Origin of the sequence: Segatella hominis (assembly GCF_019249725.2) — a bacterium.
GTDB lineage: Bacteria > Bacteroidota > Bacteroidia > Bacteroidales > Bacteroidaceae > Prevotella.
The window spans coordinates 258,298-284,811 of sequence record NZ_CP137559.1 but is presented as its reverse complement, the minus strand read 5'-3'; the positions used below and the strand labels follow the sequence as shown (position 1 = coordinate 284,811).

At 41.1% G+C, this 26,514-nt stretch carries 18 protein-coding genes; 10 read left to right on the top strand and 8 right to left on the bottom strand.

The genetic code is table 11. The features are described 5' to 3' along the window. The first annotated feature begins 30 nt into the window (after positions 1-30). The 4 genes from KUA50_RS01230 to KUA50_RS01215 all read left to right on the top strand — a co-directional run bounded on the left by KUA50_RS01230 (position 31) and on the right by KUA50_RS01215 (position 4,905). On the top strand, positions 31-2,124 hold the full coding sequence (locus tag KUA50_RS01230; RefSeq protein ID WP_218456770.1) for a M3 family metallopeptidase: 2,094 nt from the start codon (positions 31-33) through the stop codon (positions 2,122-2,124). A 6-nt stretch (positions 2,125-2,130) separates the two neighbouring features. After that, a complete protein-coding gene (locus KUA50_RS01225; RefSeq protein ID WP_022111433.1) occupies positions 2,131-2,586 on the top strand; it encodes a dCMP deaminase family protein in 456 nt (151 codons plus the stop codon). A 64-nt stretch (positions 2,587-2,650) separates the two neighbouring features. Continuing rightward, entirely contained in the window at positions 2,651-4,330 is a 1,680-nt protein-coding gene (locus tag KUA50_RS01220) for a S41 family peptidase (RefSeq protein ID WP_022111434.1), read from the top strand. Positions 4,331-4,359: 29 nt separating this feature from the next. Beyond that, a complete protein-coding gene (locus KUA50_RS01215) occupies positions 4,360-4,905 on the top strand; it encodes a 5-formyltetrahydrofolate cyclo-ligase (protein ID WP_022111435.1) in 546 nt (181 codons plus the stop codon). On the opposite strand, the gene KUA50_RS01210 is transcribed toward KUA50_RS01215, so the two are convergent. Next, positions 4,902-5,192 carry a DUF721 domain-containing protein gene (locus KUA50_RS01210; protein ID WP_022111436.1) on the bottom strand — a complete coding sequence of 97 codons (291 nt, stop codon included), beginning with the start codon at positions 5,190-5,192 and terminating at the stop codon, positions 4,902-4,904. The two genes, KUA50_RS01215 and KUA50_RS01210, sit on opposite strands and share 4 nt — an antisense overlap. Positions 5,193-5,311: 119 nt before the next feature. Further along, positions 5,312-6,421, bottom strand: coding sequence for a DNA replication/repair protein RecF (recF, locus tag KUA50_RS01205; protein ID WP_218456771.1), 1,110 nt, complete (start codon positions 6,419-6,421; stop codon positions 5,312-5,314). Between the two features lie 252 nt (positions 6,422-6,673). On the opposite strand from recF, the gene KUA50_RS01200 reads away from it, so the two are divergent. The 3 genes from KUA50_RS01200 (at position 6,674) to KUA50_RS01190 (ending at position 8,269) form a co-directional block, all read left to right on the top strand. Further along, positions 6,674-7,369 carry a tetratricopeptide repeat protein gene (locus KUA50_RS01200; RefSeq protein WP_022111438.1) on the top strand — a complete coding sequence of 232 codons (696 nt, stop codon included), beginning with the start codon at positions 6,674-6,676 and terminating at the stop codon, positions 7,367-7,369. Between the two features lie 2 nt (positions 7,370-7,371). Beyond that, complete coding sequence (gene ribH / locus KUA50_RS01195) at positions 7,372-7,848, top strand: 6,7-dimethyl-8-ribityllumazine synthase (RefSeq protein WP_022111439.1); 477 nt, start codon at positions 7,372-7,374, stop codon at positions 7,846-7,848. Between the two features lie 103 nt (positions 7,849-7,951). After that, a complete protein-coding gene (locus KUA50_RS01190) occupies positions 7,952-8,269 on the top strand; it encodes a hypothetical protein (RefSeq protein WP_317518708.1) in 318 nt (105 codons plus the stop codon). A gap of 39 nt (positions 8,270-8,308) precedes the next feature. Here KUA50_RS01190 and KUA50_RS01185 read toward each other — a convergent pair whose 3' ends face one another. Continuing rightward, positions 8,309-8,914 (bottom strand): DUF4738 domain-containing protein, encoded by a 606-nt coding sequence (locus KUA50_RS01185; protein ID WP_318346062.1) that lies wholly within the window; start codon positions 8,912-8,914, stop codon positions 8,309-8,311. 393 nt (positions 8,915-9,307) lie between these two features. Here KUA50_RS01185 and KUA50_RS01180 point away from each other — a divergent pair, with 393 nt between their 5' ends. The 3 genes from KUA50_RS01180 (at position 9,308) to KUA50_RS01170 (ending at position 12,165) form a co-directional block, all read left to right on the top strand. After that, positions 9,308-9,985, top strand: a complete 678-nt coding sequence (locus KUA50_RS01180) for a DUF4230 domain-containing protein (RefSeq protein WP_218456772.1) — start codon at positions 9,308-9,310, stop codon at positions 9,983-9,985. Positions 9,986-10,070: 85 nt separating this feature from the next. Beyond that, positions 10,071-10,655 (top strand): DUF4230 domain-containing protein, encoded by a 585-nt coding sequence (locus KUA50_RS01175; RefSeq protein WP_218456773.1) that lies wholly within the window; start codon positions 10,071-10,073, stop codon positions 10,653-10,655. Between the two features lie 85 nt (positions 10,656-10,740). Next, a complete protein-coding gene (locus KUA50_RS01170; RefSeq protein WP_022111444.1) occupies positions 10,741-12,165 on the top strand; it encodes an alanine/glycine:cation symporter family protein in 1,425 nt (474 codons plus the stop codon). Positions 12,166-12,518: 353 nt separating this feature from the next. Here KUA50_RS01170 and KUA50_RS01165 read toward each other — a convergent pair whose 3' ends face one another. The 5 genes from KUA50_RS01165 to KUA50_RS01145 form a co-directional block, all read right to left on the bottom strand. After that, positions 12,519-13,097 carry a GNAT family N-acetyltransferase gene (locus KUA50_RS01165; RefSeq protein WP_218456774.1) on the bottom strand — a complete coding sequence of 193 codons (579 nt, stop codon included), beginning with the start codon at positions 13,095-13,097 and terminating at the stop codon, positions 12,519-12,521. A gap of 95 nt (positions 13,098-13,192) precedes the next feature. Further along, complete coding sequence (locus KUA50_RS01160) at positions 13,193-15,610, bottom strand: alpha-xylosidase (protein WP_218456775.1); 2,418 nt, start codon at positions 15,608-15,610, stop codon at positions 13,193-13,195. Positions 15,611-15,722: 112 nt separating this feature from the next. Beyond that, positions 15,723-18,194: a glycoside hydrolase family 2 TIM barrel-domain containing protein gene (locus KUA50_RS01155; RefSeq protein ID WP_256624231.1), complete on the bottom strand. Its 2,472-nt coding sequence runs from the start codon at positions 18,192-18,194 to the stop codon at positions 15,723-15,725. A 107-nt stretch (positions 18,195-18,301) separates the two neighbouring features. Continuing rightward, positions 18,302-21,256, bottom strand: coding sequence for a TIM-barrel domain-containing protein (locus KUA50_RS01150; protein WP_218456776.1), 2,955 nt, complete (start codon positions 21,254-21,256; stop codon positions 18,302-18,304). A gap of 504 nt (positions 21,257-21,760) precedes the next feature. Further along, positions 21,761-26,275 carry an ATP-binding protein gene (locus tag KUA50_RS01145; RefSeq protein ID WP_218456777.1) on the bottom strand — a complete coding sequence of 1,505 codons (4,515 nt, stop codon included), beginning with the start codon at positions 26,273-26,275 and terminating at the stop codon, positions 21,761-21,763. Between the last annotated feature and the right edge of the window lie 239 nt (positions 26,276-26,514).

The window sequence follows — 26,514 nt, the reverse complement described above, 5'->3', positions numbered from 1 at the left end:
ATTTTGCACCAAAATAAAAAGAAAGTCAGTATGCTTGATGAAAAGAATATAGAAAAGAGAATAAATCCATTTTTCGAATCTTATAATACGCCGCACAACACGGTGCCATTCCATCGTATAAAACTTGAAGATTACGAAGAGGCTTTCATGGAGGGAATACGTCGCGATGATGAATCTACAGATAAGCTTATCAACGACCCCGCAGAGCCTACCTTCGAGAATACCATTGCGCGTGTAGATACAGAAAAGGGAGAACATTATTACGACCTTCTGAGTCGAGTTTCCAACGTTTTTTCCTGCATGATGAGTGCGGAAACCTGTGACGAAATGGAAGCTTTGGCACAGAAGCTAAGTCCTATCCTCACCAAGCATGCCAATGACATCACTCTGAACAAGAAGTTATTTGAAAGAGTCAAGTTTGTACATGATCATCCCAACCGAGAGTTGACAGCAGAAGAACAGATGCTGCTCGATACAAGTTATGATAGTTTTGTAAGAAGTGGTGCCTTGCTCGATGAAGAAGGAAAGGAAAAACTCCGCAAACTGACAGAAGAAGCCAGTATGCTCACACTCCAGTTTTCTCAAAATGTATTAAAGGAGAACAAAGCATATACACTGCATATAACAGACGAGACCCAGCTGGACGGTCTTCCTAATACAGCCATAGCAGCAGCTGCCCAGAATGCCAAGGAGCAAGAAAAAGAGGGATGGATATTTACGTTAGATTATCCAAGCTACTCTCCTTTCATGACTTACTCTACACAGCGTGAGTTACGAAAGGAAATGTATATGGCACGCAATACAGAGTGTACCCATGACAATGACTCCAACAATCTGGAAATCTGCAAGCGCCTCATCAACCTTCGACGCGAACTGGCTCAGCTTTTGGGTTACAGTACCTATGCAGACTATGTACTCAAGCATCGCATGGCAAGCAATATAGAAAATGTCTATAAACTTCTGAATGATCTCATTGATGCCTATAAACCAACTGCTATCAAGGAGGTGAAGGAAATCGAAGAACTGGCAAAGGAGATGGAAGGTAACGATTTCGAAATGCAGCCATGGGACTTCAGTTTCTATTCACACAAACTCCAGATGAAGAAATTCAATCTGGATGCCGAAATGCTACGACCATATTTCCAGTTGGACAAAGTGATCGAGGGAGTATTCGGTCTTGCAAACAAGTTATATGGAATCACCTTCAAAGAAAACAAGGAAATACCGGTATATCACCCTGACGTAAAAGCATACGAAGTATTCGATAAAGACGGCAGTTATCTCGCTGTATTCTATGCAGACTTCTTCCCACGAAAGGGTAAACAAGGAGGGGCATGGATGACTGAATTCCAAGGTCAATGGATAGACCATAAAGGCAACAATGTACGACCTCATGTAAGCGTAGTGACTAATTTCACCAAGCCTACAGAGGAAAAGCCTGCTCTTCTGACATTAGGAGAAGTAGAGACATTCCTGCACGAATTCGGTCACAGTTTACATGGTATGTTTGCCAACACCCGTTTTGAAAGCCTTTCAGGTACAAACGTCTGGTGGGACTTCGTAGAATTACCATCCCAATTTATGGAGAACTATGCCATAGAAAAAGATTTTCTACGCACATTTGCCTTCCATTATGAAACAGGCGAGCCTTTACCTGACGAACTGACAGAGCGCATCGTCAAAAGCCGCAACTTCATGGCGGCTTATGCGTGCTTGAGACAGGTAAGTTTTGGACTTCTTGATATGGCATATTACACGAAAAAAGATGCGTTCACAGACGACATCATCCCATTCGAAAAGAAAGCATGGGAAAAGGCCATGATTCTACCTCAGTTACTAGACACCTGTATGACTGTAACCTTCTCCCACATCATGGCTGGTGGATATGCTGCGGGATACTACAGCTACAAATGGGCTGAAGTACTGGATGCTGATGCATTCAGCGTTTTCAAGAAAAATGGTATCTTCGATCAAGCTACAGCAAAAAGTTTCAGAGATAATATTTTGTCTAAAGGAGGAACAGAACACCCAATGACATTATATAAGCGATTCCGTGGTCAAGAACCTACGATAGATGCCTTGCTTGAGAGAAACGAAATAAAGAAAAATGTGAATGTTAATTAAAAGGTTATGGAGAACGGACTTTCTAAGCAGACAAAACTGGATTTGCGATATTTAAGAATGGCTCGCATTTGGGCAGAAAACAGTTATTGCAAACGCAGACAGGTAGGAGCACTGGTAGTCAAAGATAAAATGATTATCAGTGATGGATACAATGGTACTCCAAGCGGCTTCGAGAATATCTGCGAAGAAAATGATATTACCAAACCGTATGTTCTCCATGCAGAAGCCAATGCCATCACAAAATTGGCAAGAAGCAGCAATAATAGTGACGGCAGTACACTCTACGTAACCGCATCTCCTTGTATAGAATGTGCCAAACTCATCATTCAAGCAGGAATCAAGCGCGTAGTATATGCAGAAAAATACAGACTCAATGATGGAATCCAACTCATGGAAAGAGCAGGGATTAAAGTTGAGTATCTGGATATAAACCAGCAAATTGCTCAAACTGAAAATGAATAGGCTTCTCATGACAAATACAAACAAGAGCAAATAGTAGAATATAACGTTAGTATAAAACATGATTATGAATAAAAACAAGAACAATCGATTTATGCCAATCATCATGGCCGCTTGTGTCGTGGTGGGTATATTTCTTGGCTCTTTTTTCTCCAACCACTTCTCTGGCAACCGACTCAACATCATCAATAGTGGAAGCAACCGACTCAACAATCTGCTACACATTATAGATGACCAGTATGTTGATGCTGTCAATATCGACTCGTTGGTAGATGAGGCTATTCCATTAATCTTGGCAGAATTAGACCCACACTCTGTCTATATAAGCGCAAAAGATGCGGCTGCAGCAACAGACGACCTCAAAGGCTCATTCTCTGGAGTAGGTGTAGAATTTGTCATCAGAGACGACACCATCCACATTCAGAATGTCATCCAAAACGGACCTGCAGAAAAAGCCGGTCTTTTGGCTGGTGATAAAATCGTAGCAGTAGATGGCAAACCTTTTGTAGGCAAAATTGTCACCAACCAGGAAGCGATGCACCGTTTGAAAGGTCCAAAAGATACAAAAGTTAAAATTGGCGTTGTGCGTTATGGCAGCAATAAAGTACAAACTTATACCGTAACCCGTGGTGAGATTCCAACCAAGAGCGTCACTGCTGCATACATGTTGGATAAAACTACCGGATATATTCGTATTAAGAATTTCGGTGAGAACACCTATCCTGAGATGTTGATAGCTTTAGCTAAGTTGTCACAGAAAGGTTTCAAGAATCTCTGCATCGACCTGCGAGACAACTCCGGCGGTTATCTTTCGGCAGCTGTAAACATGGCTAATGAATTCCTGTCTGATAAAAAGCTGATAGTCTATACACAGGGACGTAAATCTCCACGTCAGGAATATCGCAGCGATGGTAAAGGTTCCTATCAGGATATACCTTTAGTGGTACTTATTAATGAAGGTTCTGCTTCATCTGCAGAAATATTTGCAGGTGCCATGCAGGACAATGACCGCGCCACTATTATCGGCCGCCGCTCTTTTGGTAAAGGTTTGGTACAGCAACAGTTGGAATTCCCAGATCACAGTCTAATCCGACTGACTATTGCAAGGTACTACACTCCTTCCGGACGTTGCATACAGAAGCCATATACCATGGGCGACGATAAAGATTATGAGCAAGATTTACTGGATCGCTACCAGCATGGTGAGTTCTTCTCGCAAGACAGCATCAAGCACACCGGTCCTGCCTACCATACAGGATTGGGCAGAGTGGTATATGGCGGTGGTGGTATCACACCTGACATCTTCGTGCCGGAAGATACGTTGGGCATGACCTCATATTTCAAAGAAGCCAGCATGAGTGGCCTGATTCTTCAATACGCATTCATCTATACAGACAATAATCGTCCTAAGTTGAATAACTTTAAAGAGATGATGGAACTTTCAGATTATCTTGTAAAACAAGACATGGTTGAGAAGTTTGCTAATTATGCAGACAAGCATGGATTACAACGCCGCAATCTGCTGATAAGAAAGTCGCACAAACTTTTAGAGCGTGTACTCAATGGTCGAATTATTTACAACATGCTTAATGAGCAGGCTTGGTCTCAATACATCAATCAGGATGATCCTGTCATCAAGAAAACATTGGAAGTATTCGAGGAAAATGCAGCATTCCCTAAAAAGCCAGTTGCTGTGCAAAAGGCAAAAGGAAAATTATCAAACAAAGTTAGCGGAAAAGCTAAATAAGACTTTGTCTAATAAGAATAGCTATTGTCATGAACAAACAAGAACTCAGAACAGAGATACGAAATAGAAAGCGACAGTTTACCCAAGCACAACTGGGAGAGCTGTCGCTCTCTATTATTATGCAATTAAAAAAGCATCCCCGTTTAAGAAAAGCACAAACGATACTGCTATACTATTCATTACCGGATGAAGTAAATACACATGAATGGATAGATGAAATCGTAGCCGAAGGAAAAAAAGTCCTACTACCTGTAGTTACAGACGGAGAAAACATGATTTTAAGAGAATATACAGGGAAAAAGGATCTTAAGGAAGGTAATTATCATATCCTAGAACCAAGCGGAACTCTATTTTCTGAAAAAAGATACGGAGAAATCGAAGTAGGAATCATTCCTGGTATGAGCTTTGATGACAAAGGACACCGCCTGGGCAGAGGTAAAGGATATTACGATCGATTCTTAAAGAAAATTCCATCCATCTATAAAATCGGAGTCTGCTATAGTTTTCAGAAAGAATCTTCGATTCCTTATGAAAAACATGATAAAATCATGGATGAAATTATTACTGATATCTAATAAAATTTAATATCAACAATGACCTGTGCACCGGCACATTCGTTCAGGCGTTTCACTAAAATGCTACGTCCCATAGATAGATCTGCACGCAAGGCTGGATTATTCACCTTTACGAACAGTGTCTGGTTTTTGATAAAACGTTCACTGGTATATCGGGCTATAGGCTCCCCTACCACATCATCCCAAGAAGTCAAAAGTCTCCTTTGACGTAGAGGTGACTCTAAACCTTGACGCCGCAGAAAGTCTGGCAATAAGGTCTGCATGGATTGTACTTTTCTTCTAAACATGATATAAATGATTTTAATAATTAATGTAAATCAAATAGAGCGCATTAGCCACAAATCAACAGAGACAAGAACTTTGCAACAGCGAAATGAACTTTACCCCCAAAGAGAAAGAACTATTCTCAACTGTTTGCCATCAATTCTATATCACCTCCCTCGACCGTAAATATCTTATATTCACCATCGCTTTTAGACAGGATTTTATCCAAATGATCACGATTCGTATCAGTAATGAATATTTGTCCGAAGTTATCACCAGAAACAAGTTGGACAATAGATTCTACTCTTTGTGCATCCAACTTATCAAAGATATCGTCTAACAGCAACAAAGGGGTTGTGATTGAAGAAGTACGGCGCAGAAAATCAAATTGAGCAAGCTTCAAAGCAAGCACAAAAGTTTTATTCTGTCCTTGACTTCCCTCACGTTTCATCTGAAAATCACCTATAAGCATCTCAAGATCATCACGATGTACACCATGAAGAGAATAACCAACTGCCCGGTCCTTGAATCTATCACGCTGAATAACATCTAACAATGAACCACGCTGACAATGAGAGACATAGCGAAGACTAACCATCTCCCGTTGACCAGAAATCTGCTGATAAATTCGTTGAAAGACAGGAACCAATTCCTCCACAAAAGCAAGACGTTTCTGAAAGAGCAACTCGCCATTACGGGCCATCTCCTGTTCCCATATATCAAGCAAGGACAAATCAGGCTCCTCCTCCATCTTCAAAAGAGCATTACGCTGCTGGAGAGCCTTATTATAATTAGCTAACAATTCAATATAAGAATGGTCATATTGTGAAATAACAACATCCATCAGGCGACGGCGCTCTTCACTTCCTCCTTCAATAAGGGAAGAATCAGAAGGAGAAACATAAATTAAAGGAACTAAACCGATATGTTGCGACAATCTTTTATACTCCTTTTTATTGCGCTTGAAATGTTTCTTCGTACCACGTTTCATACCACAATAAATATTCTCGATATCACCCTGTTCTGTGCGATATTTCCCTTCAAGCATAAAGAAATTCTCATCATGCATGATAATCTGAGAGTCAATAGGATTATTGGCACTACGACAAAAGGAGAGGTAATAGATTGCATCCAAAAAATTAGTCTTACCTACGCCGTTATGGCCGATAAGACAATTGATTTTTGGGGACAAATCCAAATTCACTCCCTTTATGTTCTTATAATTTAAGATGGAAATATTCTCTAAAATCATAGGCTCTTTATGCTTTTGGACTGCAAAGATAGCAGAAAAACCGCAAAAAACGAAAAAAGTAGGCTAGAAATTTCAATATATAAATAAAATTGCGTATTTTTGCAAAAAATTAGGCGCAATCGACTAATATAAAGACCTTAAATGGGATTAGCATTCATTTTTATAAATGAAGACATTCCTTTTATTGAATATTAAAGTTGATGATGCGTTTATCCAACAGAATTAGAATAATAAAAAAAACAAAATAAAAAAATGGCAAAAAACAACGTACAGGCTCCAGAAAGCGAGAGCCTTAACATTCATGAGGCCTTCTTCTTGAAAAACAAGAAGTTGATTCTCGGCGCAGTAGTTGCTATCATTGTAATTATTGCAGGTATTTTCGTTTACAACAATCAGATTGCTGGTCCACGTGAGGACAAAGCAAGTACTATGTTAGGCAAAGGTCAGACTTATTTCAACAATGAAATGTATGATCAGGCTCTCAATGGCGATGGTGCTGGCTTTGTAGGTTTTGCAAAAATTGCAAGTGACTACAGCGGCACAAAAGCTGCAAATCTGGCCAATCTCTATGCAGGTCTTTGCTATGCAAACCTTGGCAAGTGGGCTGAAGCACAGAAAAGCCTTGATGCTTTTTCTTCTAAAGGTGATCAGATGATTAGTCCTGCAGCACAAGCAGCTTTAGGTGATGCTTATGCACATCTCAACCAGCTCGACAAAGCAGTGGAAGCATTTAAGAAGGCTGCAAGCATGGCTGATGACAAGGCACAAGACGATGCAAACAACAGTCTCTCTCCTACTTTCCTCATCAAAGCAGGTGAAATTCTTGAAAGCCAGGGAAAGAAGGCCGACGCTTTGAGCATCTACCAGGACATCAAGAAAAAATATGTAAACTCTATGCTCGTTCAGAGTTCAGAGATTGATAAATACATCGAAAGAGCTTCCAACTAATTATGGCAACAGCACTTCATAATTTATCAGACTACGACTTTACCAAGGTGCCAGACGCAAGCAATATGTGCTTTGGCATCGTGGTAGCAGAATGGAATCCTGAGGTAACAGGTGCCTTGCTTGACGGAGCTGTCAAGACTTTGGAAAAGCATGGCGCTCTTTCTGAAAACATTCATGTAAAGACTGTTCCTGGCAGCTTTGAACTCATTTATGGTGCTCACCAGATGGTACTCAACGGTGGTTACGATGCTGTCATCATACTTGGATGCGTCATACGCGGTGAAACTCCACATTTCGACTATATCTGTCAAGGAGTTACCTATGGTATAGCTCGCTTAAATGCCACACAGGAAATCCCTGTCATCTATGGCCTGTTAACAACAAATGACCTGCAGCAGGCTCAAGACCGCTGTGGTGGCAAACTTGGCAACAAGGGTGACGAATGTGCTATTGATGCTATTAAAATGGCAAAATTCTAAATATATATATAATAATAACGTACTATATATAATAAGGTATATGAAACTATATCAGTTATTACAATCATTCGAATTTGAAGAGTTATTCCCTGCAGTGAATGAAATGTATCCAAATGCGTACCTGCATCGCGATATATTTGAAAAAGCATTCAACATGCTTTGCAACATCCAGCCTGTAGTTTCGAAGAAAACCATCAGATACGAACTTAAGGAAGATCCAAATAGCAAGGATATGATTGTGGGAGCAGATGACACCAGTTTCAATACAACCTGGGATGCTTGCCTCGGTAAAGAAATAAAAAAAGGAAAGGGTGCAAACCTCAATGATGAAGAATTAGCAGCCAATTGCCTGCTCAATATACTCTTCCTTGGCCGACACCCTCTAAGTTTTGAAAAAGACTACCGAAAACTTTTCAAGTAGTCTTTATTCTGCAAGATTGATAATCAATTCACATAAGCATTAGACCTCATCCTCATCGGATGAGGTTTTTTGTTGCTCATTAGTATTATCATCATCTTCTTCATCACTACCTGTATCCAATTTGGTATCTTTACCAACGGAAACAGCACCCATGCGAGAGATTTTAACGACCAAAGGCACATACTCATCACTTGTTACATCTGGAGATCCAACACTTCCTGCAAAAACCAGGTTGTTACCCTCAGCCTGTACATAGACCAAACCAAGCAATGCCCCATTTTGCTGGGTATTCTTATCTAAATATCCCGTAAAATCGGTCTTCAGAAAGGTGCGATTAAAAAATTCAGTACCATCCTTACGCAGAATTCTAACCGTAATCTTATTATCAAAATATTTGGTATTATCATCACCGACTGCTAAAGGCAAACTATTGTCTGCTTCACGCTTAACTATAACTTTATAGGTTGAACCCAGCCATTCAACCTCACGAGCCTGTTCATATCCACTCATCTGCTGAGTCTTCTTTGGCTTTGGAGCCTGAGGCTTTGGAGCGATGATAACATCACTCTTCTTCTTTTCACTGCATGATGTGAAGCCAGTGGCAAGACATGCGGCCAAAAGTAAAGGAAATATTCTATTCATCATTACATTTTTATAGATTATGTGGCAAAATTAAGAAAAAATTATCAATTGACAAAAAAAACAGAATAAAAAAAGCACCCTCTTTCACAAGAGAGTGCTTCTTAATCTTTTTACTAACTAAAAACCTATTGTTCTCACACGATATTATAAAAGTTCAGTTTATGAATTCTAATCGTTTATATAGACACTTTGAAAGCAGAAAGGTTTAATACGAAATTGATTTTTCTTCGTATTTAACATATTTCAACACAAAAAACAATCTTTCAAAGTGGTATTTAAAAGAAGAAAAAGTACCCATTATAAAAGATTATCAATTAAAAAGAAACAAAAGAAAAAAAATAATTTGGTTTTTCGAACATTTTGATGTAACTTTGCATTCAAAACAAGACAATTCGTATGAAAAAGTTATTTTTTTTATTATTAATTGCTATCATATACACCTTTTCCTCTTGCTCAGAAAAGAAAACAGAGGAAAAGAAGACTATCATTGATACTATTCCTATGATGGTAATGCAGATACAAAAATGCAACAGACTTTACACGACAGAAATACATGTCCATAAAATAGTAACTCATGACGACCAACTGAAATTGAAAGGCTCTATATTCAAAAAAGATTTCAATATCAATGTACCAGGTTCCAACAGAAAAGTTGCAATTCCGATGGATGCTACATTAAAAGCATACATAGATTTCAATGATTTTGGGGCACAGAACATCAGCAGAAAGAATGAAAAAATAGAGATTACATTGCCAGACCCCAAAATAATGCTCACAAGCAGCAAAATAGATCATGAAGGAGTCAAGCAGTTTGTTTCTCTCACCCGACGTAACTTTAGCGATGCTGAACTCAGTCTATATGAACAGCAGGGCCGGGAAGGAATCATCAAGGACATTCCCAATATGGAAGTCATTGAAACAGCAAGACAAAATGCTGCCAACATTCTAATTCCTATGCTCATAGAAATGGGATTCAAAGAAGAAAATATAAAGATAACTTTTAGAAAGAAATTTTCTTTGGACGATCTCAAGACTATCTTGGACAATTCGACTATCGAAAAGAAAACGAACTAAAGAAACAGATTTAAAGGCCTGTTTTTAGTCATTATCGAGGATACTAATTAGGTAAAGTTTACCTGATAGAATAAAGATTATAAAAATGAAGAGAATAGAAATCATCATTATATTAGTACTTGTCATTATAATAGGTGGAAGTCTATATTGGTTGGCAAGAGATACTCATGTGGAAGGAGAAAACGTGGGGCAGACACAACTGTCTCCTACACAAATCCGCACTATAGAGAACATCGGGCAATGGGAATTTCTATCAATCAGTGACGAAGAACTCATTGATACAACAAGGCATGGCTTCTTCGGTGACGATAAGTTAGTACGTATCTATTATGGTACACTTCGGCTTGGCATTGATATGAAAGATGTAAAAGAAGGTTGGATGGAAACAGAGAAAGATACAATTGTCTGTACACTACCTCCAATCAAATTACTGGATCATAATTTTATTGACGAAGCAAAAACCCAGTCTTTTTTTGAAACCGGCGACTGGACAGGAAAAGACAGGCAAAAACTATATGAGCAAGCTTACAATGCAATGAGAATACGATGCTTAACAAATACAAACATATCAACAGCAGAAGAAAATGCTCAGATTCAATTCTACAAGATGCTCAAGGCTATGGGGTTTACAAATGTAAAAGTTAGATTTGAAGAAGAACATAAGAAATAAGTGTTAGGACAAATAGTCACTTTCCAAAACTTCAATTACAAAAATATAATCACGTAATAATAATAAGGTAAATTAAGAGAGACTTATGGATGCAATCAACGATTTTTTCTTAGCTTTCAGTTCATTCCTTTGGGGATGGCCTATGATTATCCTTCTGTTAGGAACCCATATATTCCTGACTGTCCGATTACGTTTTCCGCAACGTAAGATATTGAAAGCTATCAAGCTTTCCCTCAAGAAGGATAAGAACGCAACAGGAGACGTATCACAGTTTGGTGCCCTGGCTACAGCGCTTGCTGCAACTATCGGAACAGGTAATATCATCGGTGTTGCCACGGCCATTGCGCTGGGTGGTCCGGGTGCTGTACTATGGTGCTGGCTTACAGGTGTATTTGGTATATCCACAAAATATGCAGAAGGATTACTTGCAGTAAAATATCGAGTAAAAACGAGACGAGGACGCATGCTGGGTGGACCTATGTATGCATTAGAGAAAGGATTGGGCTGGAAATGGCTGGCCATTCTTTTTGCAATCTTTGCTGCATTGGCTTCTTTTGGAATAGGAAGTACCGTACAGGCTAATGCTATATCTTCTCTGGTAGAAAACCAATATGGAATATCACCATACATTACGGGAGCCATCGTTACTATTCTTGGCGCAGCCGTAATTCTCGGTGGTGTAAAGACAATCTCAAAAGTATGCGGTATGTTAGTCCCTTTCATGGCACTCTTCTATGTCATCGGATGCATATACATTCTCTTTGTCAACCATGCCTATCTGTTGCCTGCCCTCAAGGTTATCCTGGAGTCAGCCTTTACTACCAAAGCTGCAGGAGGCGGCTTTGCGGGAAGCACATTGATGATGGCTGCACGTTATGGTATCGCACGTGGCCTTTTTTCTAATGAGTCTGGTTTGGGATCTGCCCCTATTGTTGCTGCAGCTGCACAAACCCGCAATCCTGTACGCCAGGCATTGGTATCTTCAACCGGTACTTTCTGGGACACAGTCATCATCTGTGCGTTAACAGGATTAGTAATTACCTCCAGTATCATTGCCTATCCAGATATAGACTATCATAATGGTGCAGCACTTACCAAAGCCGCATTCAGTAAAATCCCTTATATCGGTGCCCCTCTTTTAACTTTCGGACTGGCGACTTTTGCTTTCAGTACGACATTGGGATGGAGCTATTACGGAGAGCGTTGCGTGGAATATCTTAAGGGCAAAAAGTGGATGTTATGCTATCGAATGCTATACATCGCAAGTATCTTTGCAGGAAGTGTTATCAGTCTCGGTCTCGTGTGGAACATAGCAGACTGCATGAATGCACTCATGGCCATTCCAAACCTGGTATCCCTGCTATGCCTCAGCGGAATTATCGTACACGAAACCAGAAAGTATCTCTGGAGAGACAGACTTGATAGGGATATGGAAGAAAACGAGATAGAGGAACTGGAAGAAATCGAAAAGATTCAACCACAAATGGAAGAAGAACATCCAAAGAAATAAAGTTCTTGCATCCATATAAACAAAATTGTCCTGACTACATCACGCAGTCAGGACAATTCTTTTTACTAAATCAACAAAAACTAATAAAATTTTATTCAACCTAAACCTAAAAACTTACTTTCTACCGAGAAACTGAATACCTACAGTAATTCAGCTATAACCTATACTTTACCTATATGAAAAACCTAAAACCTTTTTCTGATTGCAAAGGTACGACAAAAAGTAATAAGTTGGATGCATTTATATTAGTTTTTTGCACTTTTACTTGAGCAAACGTTTGCACAACTCTTTGCACTATAGTCGTTAACATGACGAATATCACGCCAAAGACATTATGCAACAAATATCAGCTATCAGTCATGCTTATACTGTAAATGCCTCATCGGATGTCCCCCCCATGTAGAATCATTTACATAAACAAAACCAAGACGCTGATAGAGAGCCTCAGCTTTAGGATTACCTTTATCGACAAGCAAACCGACTGTTGGTATTCCAAATTCTGCCCCACGCTCAATAGTAGCCTGAAGCAACTGAGAAGCAATGCCCTTTCCACGGAAATTACTGGAGACGGCGAGACTGTCAATATAGAACTCACCATCCTCTGTCTCATCAGTCATGCCTGTATAATCAATTCCGAAAGCTTCCAATGCTGCTTCATAGAATCGGCGACGGAGCTGATGGAGTTTACCACCATCATAAGCAACACAGATACCAGCCAATATGCCACCAGAGGTATAGGCAGCCAAGACATTACGATAACTATATTGGCTATCTTCCATCTCGACCAAACGGGTCATCATGCGATGAAAGTCAACCAATGTATGCTTAGGTCCAGCAAAGTTTTGACAACACTCAGCATTCATCGCCTCCATGATGAGCGATGCTATATGAGAAGCCATGTCAGGCGTAGCATTTTCTATTTTTATCTTCATAATGCTTGCAAAGATAAACAAAATAACCAAGACTAACGAATTTTGTCTTGGTTATTTTTTTAAAGATATTGTGAAAAACAAAAAAATCGGTTTTGTTAGCGTTTAACTACCTCTATTTCAGTACTTCCTGGTTTATATAAATAACCTGTACAAAGAGGAGCATCCACCTTAAAAGCTTTCCATGTAAGCTTAGACCAGTCTATTTGACTCGTACTCTGCGCTATAGGAACTTGCGGTATCAGGCTACCATCCCTCACTAAAATAATACAAGGAACAGGCTTACTTACATTAGGCAGACCAGATTTCTCTGAATATGCAGCAACTTCTTCTGCGGTAGGAATTGCGATATTCTGATACCCACCTTCATAAACTTTTCCATTCTGATAATCTATCCACTTTCCCGCAGGAAGATATACAGAACGCTGATGCCCTCTCTCTAAAAGCGGAGCAACCAGGATTTGGGAGCCAAACATATATTCGTCCTCAACAAGCCACGCTCCAGCATCATGAGGAAACTCTACGAAAAGCGCTCTAACCATAGGCAGTCCTTTGTCAGAACACTCCTTGGCCTGTGTAAACACATACGGCATCAGTTGATATTTCATTTCTGCACATGTGCGGAATGCATCAGTAAAATCCTTGCTAATCAGCCAAGGTTCTGTAGGAGGTGCACCATGTGCACGAGTATGTGAACTCAAAAATCCAAATGGCAACCAGCGGCGATAAAGATCATCAGGACTCTTAGTAACAAATCCGCCCATATCATGACTCCAGAAAGAGAAACCACTCAAACCAAAGCTCAAGCCACCCCTAAGATCGCCTAACATACCAACACTTCCCACTTCGTTAGTGGCAGCATCACCACCCCAATGCAAAGGGTATCTCTGACTTCCTGCCCATGCACTGCGGGCCCAAATAACACCCTCCTGCTCTTCAGAATTAGATTTTACGGCTTCCCAAAGTGCCTGATTATATCTCAACGGATAAAGATTATGTTCATAAAAACCAGTTTTACCGCTTGCATAAAGTCCGTCATAAGGAGCAGCCTCTCCAAAATCACACTTGATTACACTTACACCTTGTTTTATAAGACGAGCAATCTTATCTTGATACCAAGAGATTGTTTTAGGATTACTCAGATCAAGCACGGCATCCTCATAATTCAAGGTACCATTCGCATTACGGACTGCCATCCCTTCATCCACTAATTCATGGAAATAACGGTTTTTAGGAGTAAAATATGGTAACTGCCAAAGACAAGTATGGAACCCCTCTTTTTTCAAGGTTTTCAACATACCCACTGGATCTTTAAAACGATCTTTAGAAAATTCATAGTCACACTGCCAGTCTACTCCAAACCAACCTGTATCAAAATGAATCACATCAGCCGGTATATGGTTGCTTCTTAACTGATGAGCGATTTCCAAACCTTCTTTCTGAGAGAAATAAGAAATGCGGCTCATCCAAGTACCGAAAGTCCAAAGCGGCAACATGGGTGATTTACCTGTCACGTGCGTATATTGGTCCAGAATATCTTTAGGTTCGCCAAAGAATATAAAGAAATCCATGACCTCATCGCCCATGAACAAACGCTGTGCACCGATATAACTTGCTCCGAAATCCGCTGTTGTAGGAGCAGACGTATGCATAAAAAATCCATATCCCCTATTAGAGAAATAAAACGGAACCGGCTTATACATACCATCAGTTTCCGGTCCTTGAGGATCTACGACAGAGATATTTACCTTCTGCCCCACCTTGTTGAGGGAAGTAAAACTTTCACCACATCCATAGATTCGCTCACCTGGAGAAAGCAAAAAAACAGGATTGATACTACGAGAATTATCGCTTCCACGCTTAATAAAATTGAACGGTAGAAGTTTTACTTGCGTACTGTCATTATCAACAATATGACGGGTTTGAGTAAGTATCTTTCCTTGTGCATCTCGTAAGATCAAGCGGAATGGGTATTTCTGTATCTCCAGTTCACCACTTTCATTCTTATATACGATACTTTTTGCCGATGCAGAAGTATTCCAACTTCCTTTGCCAATACGATTGTTACTATTGCCTGCATTTCCAGCAATAAAATCAGGTGCAAACATTGGATCTTCAGCATCGTTCATTTTCGGTTCTATCGGTGAAGTAAAAATAGTAACCCGTAAGGAACGATTACTTATTTTCTGTATTTTGATTTTCAAGTTGGGATCGTTATCATACTGAGTATCCGGAAAATCAAGCATCTGCATACGAACTGGCCAGTAACCATTCAGATTAAAAGCTTGACGAGGAGCCAGACGATAACGCTTCCAGTTCAGCAATCCTTCGCCTTTATTCGTATCAAATCCTGCAATACTATCAGCGAGGAAATAGGTATTTGCCAAATCACAGAAGTCGCCCGACATATCGGGAGCCTGACATTGCAGGTACTCTATGCCATTATTAGTTTTCAATTGCGCCTGACTCGTTATAACAGAAGCCAAAGCGCATAGGGTTAAAATTGATTTTTTCATGATTTCAATATAATTATTAAAAGTAATCAGAGGAAAATCCCCCTGATTACTAAAAATTTAGAATTAGAATATTTCTTTCCGATTGAGAATTTCAATATAATTACTTTCTCATTTAGAAATTCAATATCGCTTCTTTCAGATCAGGCGCCTGTGCTTTAAGTGTACCTTTTCCTTTCAGAACTACGATGCATTTACCAAAGAATGCCTTACGCTTCGGATCGGTAAAACGCTCCAAAGAGGTTTGACATCCATTATCTGTTCCAAGAATGTGGGCATCAGATGAGAAGAAAATCTGATTTTCAGCACGAGGACAAAGATTGCCATCCTTATCCACGACATTTACTTCTACGAAAGTTGTTGGCTCAGAAGAACCATATGCAAGATTGCCTTGATAGGTCTTTTTCAAAACAATATGATCAGGAGCTCCAGCAGTCTGGATAGATTGAACAGCAACCTGCTTTCCATTCTTTCTTGCGACGACCTTCACTTCTCCCGGTTCAAATTTTACTCGCCACACCACATGATATTCCGTAGATTTCTCGTATTCCTTGCCTACATTATCAGCCTTAAAAATCCGTTTTTTACGAATACCCTGACTTTTTCCATTCACAAAAAGTTCTACCTCGTCAGCATGGTTGTAATAACACCACATATCAATCGTCTGACCCGGAATCCAATTCCAGTGTGGGAAAAGATGGAGAACATTCTTCTGCGTCCACTCACTCTGATACATATAATAGCTATCCTTAGGAAGACCCGCTAAATCGATAATTCCAAAATAGCTACTGCGAGCAGGATAAGCATACGGAGTCGGTTCGCCAATATAATCAAAACCCGTCCAGATAAACTGTCCTCCTACGAAATCGTTATGCTTCACAACATCCCAGGTCTCCTCGTGGGTACTACTCCAGGAAGCATGCATATTATCATAAGCAGAACATTTATAAGAAGGGTCACTATATGGTAACCACCATGCTTTAGGAGCAGTATAGATACTATCACTTGGCATCATGTAATAACCGCGTGTCTGCAATGCTGATACACTTTCTGAAAGGATGAACGGTTTGTTAGGGAAATTCTTCGGCACATCCTTGACCCACTGGTGATGATAATTGAATCCGATGACGTCGATGGCACCACTCTTAAAGAGATGATTCTTCGGATCAGGCTCATTACAACCAGCAGTTACAGGACGACAGCCCCATGGATCATGCTCCTTAACAATGCTGGCAAGATGCTGGGTAAGAAGCGAATTGACACTCAGTTCATCACTATGTGCCAGAGAAGAAGCATCATGACCGGCATTCAGAATCAGGTTGGCCTGTTCCAGAGTAAGCGTATCAGCAGCTGCATCCGACCATTGTTCCAACACCTCGTTGCCTATACTCCACATGATAATGCTCGGATGGTTACGGTCACGCTTTACCAAATCGGAGAGATCGCGTTGATGCCATTCATCAAAAAAACGTGCATAATCGCCATTTGATTTCTTACGACGCCACATATCGAAGCTCTCATCCATCACGAGAATACCCATCGAATCACACATATTCAAGAGTTCAGGAGCAGGAGGATTATGACTACTTCTGATGGCATTTACCCCCATATCCCTGAGAATAGTGAGTTTACGATGCATAGCATCCTCATTCAGGGCCGCTCCCAGACATCCGAAATCATGATGCTCGCAGACACCATTGATCTTGATATTTTTTCCATTTAGGAAGAAACCTTTCTTGGCATCAAACCTCACATCCCGGAAGCCAGTAGTAGTTGTAACCTCATCAACTACCTTTCCATTAGCCACTAATTCACTTTTCAAGGTATAAAGGTATCCCTTTCCAATATCCCAGCGATGCGGATTCTTAACCTTGAGTTTCTGTTCCTGACTACCCTGGCTTCTTGCCACCACTCTTCCATCGGCATCGTAAATGGTATTTCTTACAGAAATCTTTAACTTTTGATCAGTAGTCAGAAAATCCACCTTTACCTTTACATCACCTTTCGGAGTGGTAGAAACATATTGTCCCCACTGAGGAATATATGCCGCTTTCATAGTCTTGGTAATCCAAACATGACGATAGATACCGCACCCAGAATACCAGCGGCTGTTCGGTTGGTCGCTGTTATCTACCTTCACGGCAATTACGTTATCGCCCTCCTTATTAATATAAGGTGTAAGATCGTATTCAAAAGTGCTATATCCATAAGGACGTGTACCGAGTTTATGTCCATTGATGAAGACGGTGGAGTTCATATATACACCATCGAAGGTGATAGTAAAGCGGTCGTACTTTTCGTGAGAATTCAGAGAGAAATGCTTGCGATACCATCCAATACCTCCCGGAAGAGCACCACCACTGGCACCCGAAGGATTTGATGGAGAGAAGTCACCCTCTATCGCCCAATCGTGAGGTAGATTTAAACTTCGCCAATGCCCATCAGAATACGCAGTTTTCTGCATACCGGAACTATCGGCTAAAATGAAAAGCCAATCTTTATCAAAAGACTGATGTTCGCGGGCACTCATCTGAAGAGCGAAAAGTCCACTCATCAAAGCTAAGCTAAATATTTTTTTCTTATTCATTCTTATCAACAAAAAATCCCACAGATTGCACGGATTTTCACAGATTTATCATCTCTGGGATAACAACAAAAGTTCTGTGGAATCTGTGGAATCTGCGGGAGATTAGATTATTTCAATTTAACAGTAACAGTCTGTCCTGCATACTTTACCATCTTTCCCTTAGGTGCCTTGTCAAGGCTTACGCCCTGATTTTTTTGAGCCTGAACCAGGACTACATTGAAGCGACGCTTCTGAAGCATACCATCGAAACTACCCTTGCGGGCACCCACAGTGAGGGTCTTCTGTGCATCATTATACTGGAAATCAATAGTAGCGTACTTACCCTTCTCGTAGTTGTAATTGGTTCCTTCATCTTCATAAAGCGTATAAGAACCATCCTTGCCGGCATATACATAGAGGTCGATAAGTTCCGGTTTCTTCTGGTCACTCCATTCCATCTCAGGACCTATTGGAAGTATTGCACCTTCTGGTACGAATACAGGAATCTTCTCGTATGGAGCCTCAGCCACAATAGTCTGACCTCCTGCATAGTATTTACCTGTATAGAAATCATACCATCCCTTCTGCTTAGGCAGATATACATTACGGGAATACTTCTGATACTCACCCACTGGACAAGCCATCAAAGCTGATCCGAACATCCATTGGTCTTTGATATCATAGATTTTATCATCGCCATTGAAATCCATAACCAATCCACGCATCATGGTATAGTCTTTGAAATGAACCATACCGGCCATACTATAGAGATATGGCATGAGACGATAACGGAGTTTGTCATAATAAACGATACTCTTGTAAGCAGGATGGTCTGCCGGTGCAATATTCCACACCTCACGAGTAGGCCACTGACCATGAGCACGATATAAAGGAACAAAGCAACCAAACTCATTCCAACGAGCCTGCAACTCTCTCCACTCCTTCAGATCAGCATTCTCTTTACCCGTCTTGTCAAACTCCTGCTGAGCAGCCACATAGCGGTTTTCTACACAGAAACCACCCTGGTCCATACCCCAGAAAGGAAGACCCGCCATAGAATAATTCAAGCCAGCAGTCATCTGAGCACGCATATCCTCCCAACGGGTAGCGATATCACCCGACCAGGTAGCAGTGCTATAACGCTGTTCTCCTGCAAATCCAGAACGAGTCAGAAGGAATACACGCTGGTTAGGATTCACGCTGCGCTGACCATGATAGATAGCATCAGCATTCACGATGCTATAAGCATTGAAATATTCTGTAGATGTACCGAGTGCCGTAGGACCAGAAAGAGCCTTGCGATACCACATCGGAGTACAGTCACGAACGTTTGGCTCAGAAGCATCCATCCACCAAGCGTCAATTCCAAACTTATACTTAGAGTAAAGATTTTCGTCCATCTGTCGCCAGAACATCTTTCGGGCACCAGCATCATAAGCATCATAGAAAGAACCGCGGAAGCCGAGCCAGTCGTGAATATCATCCTTGATGGCCTGATGATACATCCAGCCCTTGGCATCCAATTCCTTATAATTCTTTACGGTATCATAGAACTTAGGCCAGACAGAAATCATGAAGCGACCATTCATCGCATGCACGCTATCGAGCATAGCCTGCGGATTAGGGTAACGGCTCTTCTCAAATTCATGGCTACCCCAAGAATCGAGTGGCCAGTAGTTCCAGTCCTGTACGATATTATCTACAGGAATATGCAGGTCGCGGAACTTCTTCAGATTGCTCTCGATATCCTCACTGCTCTGATAGCGCTCACGGCTCTGCCAGAAACCAAGTGCCCACTTAGGATACACAGAAGCCTTACCAGTAAGAGTGCGATAACCAGAAATTACCTCATCGAGATTCTCGCCAGCAATGAAGTAGTAATCCATATCAGGAGACATCTCGCTCCAGATGCTCAATTGCTTCTTCTCCTCCTCAGAACGAGGAGCAGCTACACGAAGACCACAGTAGGATACATCACCATCCGGCTGCCATTCTATGCGAATAGGAGTCTTCACACCTTTCTGAATAGCTGTTTCAAATTTGAAGGAATTAGGATTCCAAGCAGTACGCCAACGCTCAGGGACAACCAACTTGCCGTCGATATAGATTTTCATATAGCCAGCGTAGTAGAGGATAAACTGATAGAAGCTATTGGTAGGTGCCTCTACGTAACCCTCGTAAACGACCTTGGAACCATTCAAAGCAAATCCCTTAGGCAGATTCTGAATACCTCCCTTATCTGTCTGATTACATATTTCAGAAGCCTCAGGCATAGCATATTCAAAATAGATACTGTCTTCACCACGAACGATTTTCTGTCCATTCTTATCTACGTATGTACCTGTCAACTGCCCTTCCTTGCCATCCTTGTCATAGAGTTTGAAGGCACGATTCAACTGGAGATAATCGTCAGGATTACCCCATCGGCAGTATGAATAAGAATCCCAGAGGATACCATAGTTTTTATTAGAGATAACGAAAGGAACACTTACCTTAGTATTATATTGGAAGAGGTCTTCGTTCTTTCCCTTCATATTCAGTTCTTCACTCTGGTGCTGGCCAAGTCCATAGAAAGCTTCGTTGTCGGGACTGTCGAAGAGGGCATGCCATGACCATCCATGCTTCTGCTCCTCAGGAACCTTAGCGATATCAACCCCGATTTCACGATCAGGTACCGTGAAAGGCTTGAAAGTCTTGCCACCCTGAGCCACCTCATTGAGAAGTACATTTCCCTTGAGATCATAGAAAGTAATCTGACCAGTAGCCTCGTTCAATACGGCACGCATGGCTGCAGTTGTGATAATCAGATGATCTCCCTGCTCTTCTACCTTATAATTGGTCTTACTCGTCTGAGGCACAATAATAAGACTCTGCTTATTACGGAAAGATTGCTCCGCAGTAGCTTGTACGCGGATAATTCTATCACTTACTATCTGTAAGCGAATCTGATTAGGACCGAAATTCTGATGCTGTTTCAACTGGACTGTCAGGAAATTGGCATTCTGCAAATATCCTGCTGCTGAAAGAGAGCCTGCACTCATCATCAGAGCAGATGAAATCAAAAATGTCTTAGTTATATTCATTGTTTAAAGTATATATGATTGCTATTTATAAATTTTAAAATATATGATTCCTTAATTATAGTCTATATGTTCCTTAATTATAGACCACATATTCCTTAATTATAGACAGTATAATTGCCCAAAATATACAGAACTGCTGCAAAATTAAAATATAAAAATGAATAATCAACAATATTTTGTTTCAAAAATAAGCACAAAATGTTAACCGAAAGTTATTTGTACGAAAGTGACAGAACCAGGAAAACAAAACATACACACAAAAACAACAAAACTACACCTAAATTAGTAAAGACTACCATTGATACTACATTTAACAGCATGAGATAAGAAAAAGCACGAATCGGTCTGCTACTATATGTGATAAGAAAAAGCACGAACCAATCTGCTACTATATAAGATAAGAAAAAGCACGAACCGGTCTGCTACTATATAAGATAAGAAAAGGGTACCCTGATGCAGCGTTTTACTGCATGAGAGTACCCTTTGTGGGATTCTGGAATGTAATTATCCAAATATCTTTTTCTTATATTGAGAAGGAGTCATTCCATATTCATCCTGGAAATACTTAGAGAAGTATCTTGGATTATTGAAACCTACCTTATAAGCAATCTCGCAGACTGTATAATCACCGGTACGCAACAGTTCTTCTGCCCAATGGATTCTCTTGGCACGCAGATACTCGGAAGGAGTAGTACCCGTAAGAGATACCATGCGCTTGTAGAGTTGCACACGAGAGATACACAGATGAGAACTCATAGATTCCACACCCGTATCCGGATCACCCATATTATCGCGGATATAGATATCCACATTTCTCAAGAATTTCTTGTCTCCCTCTGTCATCACATATTCCTGCACAACCGGAGCACCTTCTTCTGCCTGAGCAGTTGGGATACCATTGCCCTGCTGATTACCAGGCTGATAAATATCAGAGTTCATTGAATCAACTGCAGACAAAGATCCATCTGAAGCAAAAGTACCCATAGACATGCCATGACCATGGAAGGTACCCTCATCAGAAGAACCAGAAGACAAGGTTGCAGATGTAGCAGAAAGAGGCTGAGCGTTGCTAAAATTGGCATTTTTTCTCTTTGCCCATTTCATGAGATTTCTGATACGCAGATTGAGCAAGTCCATATCGAAAGGCTTTGTGATATACTCATCTGCACCATTTTCCAATCCCTCTTTCTTGTGTTCAGAAGCCAGTCGGGCTGTCAGCATAACAAATGGGATATCAGCGGTCAACTCATTTCCCTTTGCCAACTTACAGAGTTCGTTACCATCCATCTCCGGCATCATGACATCACTCAGAATAATGTCAGGCAAAGGTTGGGTCTGCAGTTTTTCCCACGCTTCCTTACCATTTACGGCTTCCTCTACCACATAATTCTCAGAAAGAACTTCGCACATAAACTCACGGAAGTCATCACTATCATCCACCAACAGAACCTTCGGTTTCAGAGATACAACGGTCTCTTCTGACGGAACTTTTGAGGAGCTGTCTAATGGAACGTTGGAAGAACCAACTGATGAGACAGATGAGGAACCAACTGATGAGACAAATGAAGAACTACCTGATGCGACAGTTGAAGAACCACCTGATGGAACAGTTGTCGTTCCGTTAGTTTGAATTGACGACTCTGCAGAAGAGGCAACTGAGGATTCAGAAGAAGAACCAAGAGCGGCGGATGCAGGAGATGTTGCAGATGTAGCAGATGCAACCAAGTCAGAAGATGCAGAAGATGCAGCAACTACCGGATTTACTTGTCCATCCTGCGACTTTCCGATAGAACTATCCTGTCTCAGCGGAATATTGACAGTAAAGACAGTTCCGCCACCAGGATTGTCTGCTACAGTTACATTTCCGCCATGCAGGTCGGCAAACGCCTTGACCAGGTTGAGTCCAATGCCACTTCCGCCGTAAGGCTGCATTTCCGTACCGTTCACCTGATAGAATCGGTCGAAGATATGGCGCTTATCCTCATCACTGATGCCTTTGCCTGTATCAGCTACCTGAATCTGGAGAACATCTTTGGCAGAGCCATTGATCACCAGGTCCTTCACTACAGACAGACTGACCATTACACTACCATGATCTGGCGTAAACTTATATGCATTGCTCAACAGATTGTTGACGATTTTACCCAACTTATCTACATCAAATTCCATAAGTAGCTGAGACACAGACGAAGTAAAATTCAACCGAATCTTATTGTTAGCCAGCAACTGGAAAGAGCGGCAAATATTCTCCACATAAGATACCACCTCTACCAGCGTCAGAGTTAGCTTGCCCTCACTCTGTTCGATTTTTCTAAAGTCGAGTATTTGGTTTACCAATTGCAGGAGCCGGTCTGCATTGCGATGAATCATCTCCAGTTTATGCCTCTTGACTTCATCCTCCTCTTTCTTGATCATATTGAGGAGTGGAGAGATAATCAGGGTAAGCGGCGTGCGGAGTTCGTGACTCACATTGGTAAAGAAGTTGAGTTTCAACTCGTTGAGTTCTCTATCCTTTCTGATATTCTCCTCCATTTTTTCTTTTTCGAAAATTATTTTCTGCTTTTCGATAGTTCTCTTGCGATAGAAATAGAAGAGTAAGAAAGCAAGACAAACATACAGCAAATACGCCCATATCGAGAGATAGAAAGGAGGATTTACATCAATGATCATCTCGCTGACATCATCGCCTACCGTTCCATCCCCATTCACGACCTTCACCTGCAAGGTATAGGTATCAGGTGAGAGGTTGGTAAAAGTAACTTCCGGCCTACCCAGCGGAGTCATCATCCATTTGTCCGTGACTCCTCTCATGCGATACATAAATCTGTTGCGCGAAGGAACGGTCACGTCTGTAGAAGCCAGTTGGATGGTAAAGGCATTTTCCTTATAGCTGAGATTGAGTTTTCTGCACTCATCCAAAGCCTTGTCAAAGACCACTCTTCCCTCATATTCCTCTCCGGCAGCCAGAGGATGGTCGAAGAGAACCAGACCGCTGAAGAGAGCTTTTACATGCCTACGAGGCTTACGTTTCATCTGGGTATCGATGATATTGATGCCATCCTGACCGCCCACAATGAGTTTACCTTCTTGGGTCAAGAAGGCAGCACGGTAATTGAAATGTCCGTTTTGCAATCCGTCCATATAATTATAGCTGGTCATGCTTACATCCCATTTTCCACGATTATCCTTGGATAATTTTACATGACTCACGATAAATTCAGATACCAGCCAGATAGTATGCGCTTTGTCTTCTACAACGGAACAGCCCACGGCACCCTGGGTACCATTCTGATCGTTGAGGATTTCCATCTGTCCCGTCTTTGGATCATACATGGTAACACCAGCAGGCGTAGCCATCCAGAAGAGACCGCGACTGTCGCAAATAGCATGGTTGATACCCGGACTCGGGAACGACCTTCCACCCTTAGCAGTAAGATAATTAGTCATCTTATAGGTATCCGTATTCAGCACTGTCACGTTCTGCGAATGGCCTATCAGTACATCCCCATTCGGCATCGGAGCAAGCGAATTGATATAATTGGAAGGTATCTTAGAATTTTCGATTTTGAAAGTCTTAAAAGTTTCCTTCTGGGTATCCATGATCTGAAATCCACCGCCCAGAGTACCAATCATCAGGCGATGGTGCTTGTCTTCAGCCAATGCCCAGACACTTTGCTGTGCAAGTCCATTCTTTGACATCTGATAAGCCTTCCACTGCCCATTGCGATAACAGGTCATGCCTCCGTTGAAAGTACCGAAGTACATAGAACCGTCGCTCATCGTTACGCTACTCACTACGACATCCGACTTCAATCCAGTCTGAGCCTTTCCATAATGAATTCGCTCACCTGTATTTGGATTGTAGCAGATGATGCCTGCATCATTGGTTCCGCACCAGTAATTGCCCAACTTATCCTGCGTGATGGTGCAGACATCACCCAGATAGATGGTTGAAAACTTGGTAGAAGATTGCGAATAGTAAGCCACACCATTCTTGTTGGTACCAATCCATACAGCATCGTTCCTGTCGATGATAACTTTTTGCAAGGAGTTGTCAGGAATGCTTCCAGTCATTCCCTCTCTCTTTACATACTGCTTGCATTTTCTTCCCTCCAAATCAAGTACAAACAAGCCATCATGATCCGTGGCAATCCATAGTCTATTTTTTCTGTCATAGGCAATATCCCTAATCAGGATTTTATTGTCTGTAGGCATACTGATGCCGAGCGATTTGATAAAAGTGCCCATCCCGTCATACCATTTTTTGCGAAGGGAGGAATAGACATATACGAAATCATTGGAGAGTACCCAGTAGTTATTATGACAGTCGATAAAGGTATAAACAGTTTCATCCTTGATATGACAGGTTTGGGTAAGATGACGGTTCACCCAGAGCACCTTGCCTTTCAATCCATCTACCCGACAAAGCGTTCCGTTTCTGAAAGAAAAGACTGCAGTACCCTGCTGTTCCGTGACACAAGACACTTCCTTCTGATCTTTCACTCCCAACTGCGCAAAGCTGAAGAATTTATGCTTCATCGTCTTTGTATCGAGGAAGAATACACCCTTACCATACATCACGAACCACATATTCTTATTAGCCTCTATGAATACTTTTTGGGGATATCCTTCAATACCGATTTTCTTGAGCCATTTTTCAGGATTGCGATCGAATTTCTCGTTGGAATATTGATAGATACAGTATCCTACCGCAGTATGTATCCATAGATTACCAAGGACATCCTGCTGGATTTCATCTACAGAATTGTTGGCCAATGAACTCACATCCAAGTTGTTGTAGAAGAAATTCTTGAATCGGAAACCATCGTAGCGATCCAGCCCGGACTGTGTACCAAACCAGACATATCCCTGCTTGTCCTGCAGGATAGTATTCACTTGTCCGTTGCTGAGTCCATCTCGATTGGATAGAAGGTTGAATTCCATCTCCAAGTGGTTTGCAGCCATAGCAAGCGGTACCCATATTATCCAGCAGATAAGGGTAGAGATTAGTTTGTTCATTATGTCCATCTTTATTTTCATTTAGGTATATATTGAATTAAGCCTTTGACAAATAGCGGGCAAGCATCTAATAGTAAGCTATTCGCAAATATGAAATTAATCAACATCTGATAAAATTCTGTAAGTAAAACTTTCGGTTTAGGTGTCCAGAAAGAACTACAGAGTTTCATTAAATATCATTGTTTCCAGCAGCAGGAGAATATTCTATCTACTGATCATCAGAGAGTTAATATCCTCTC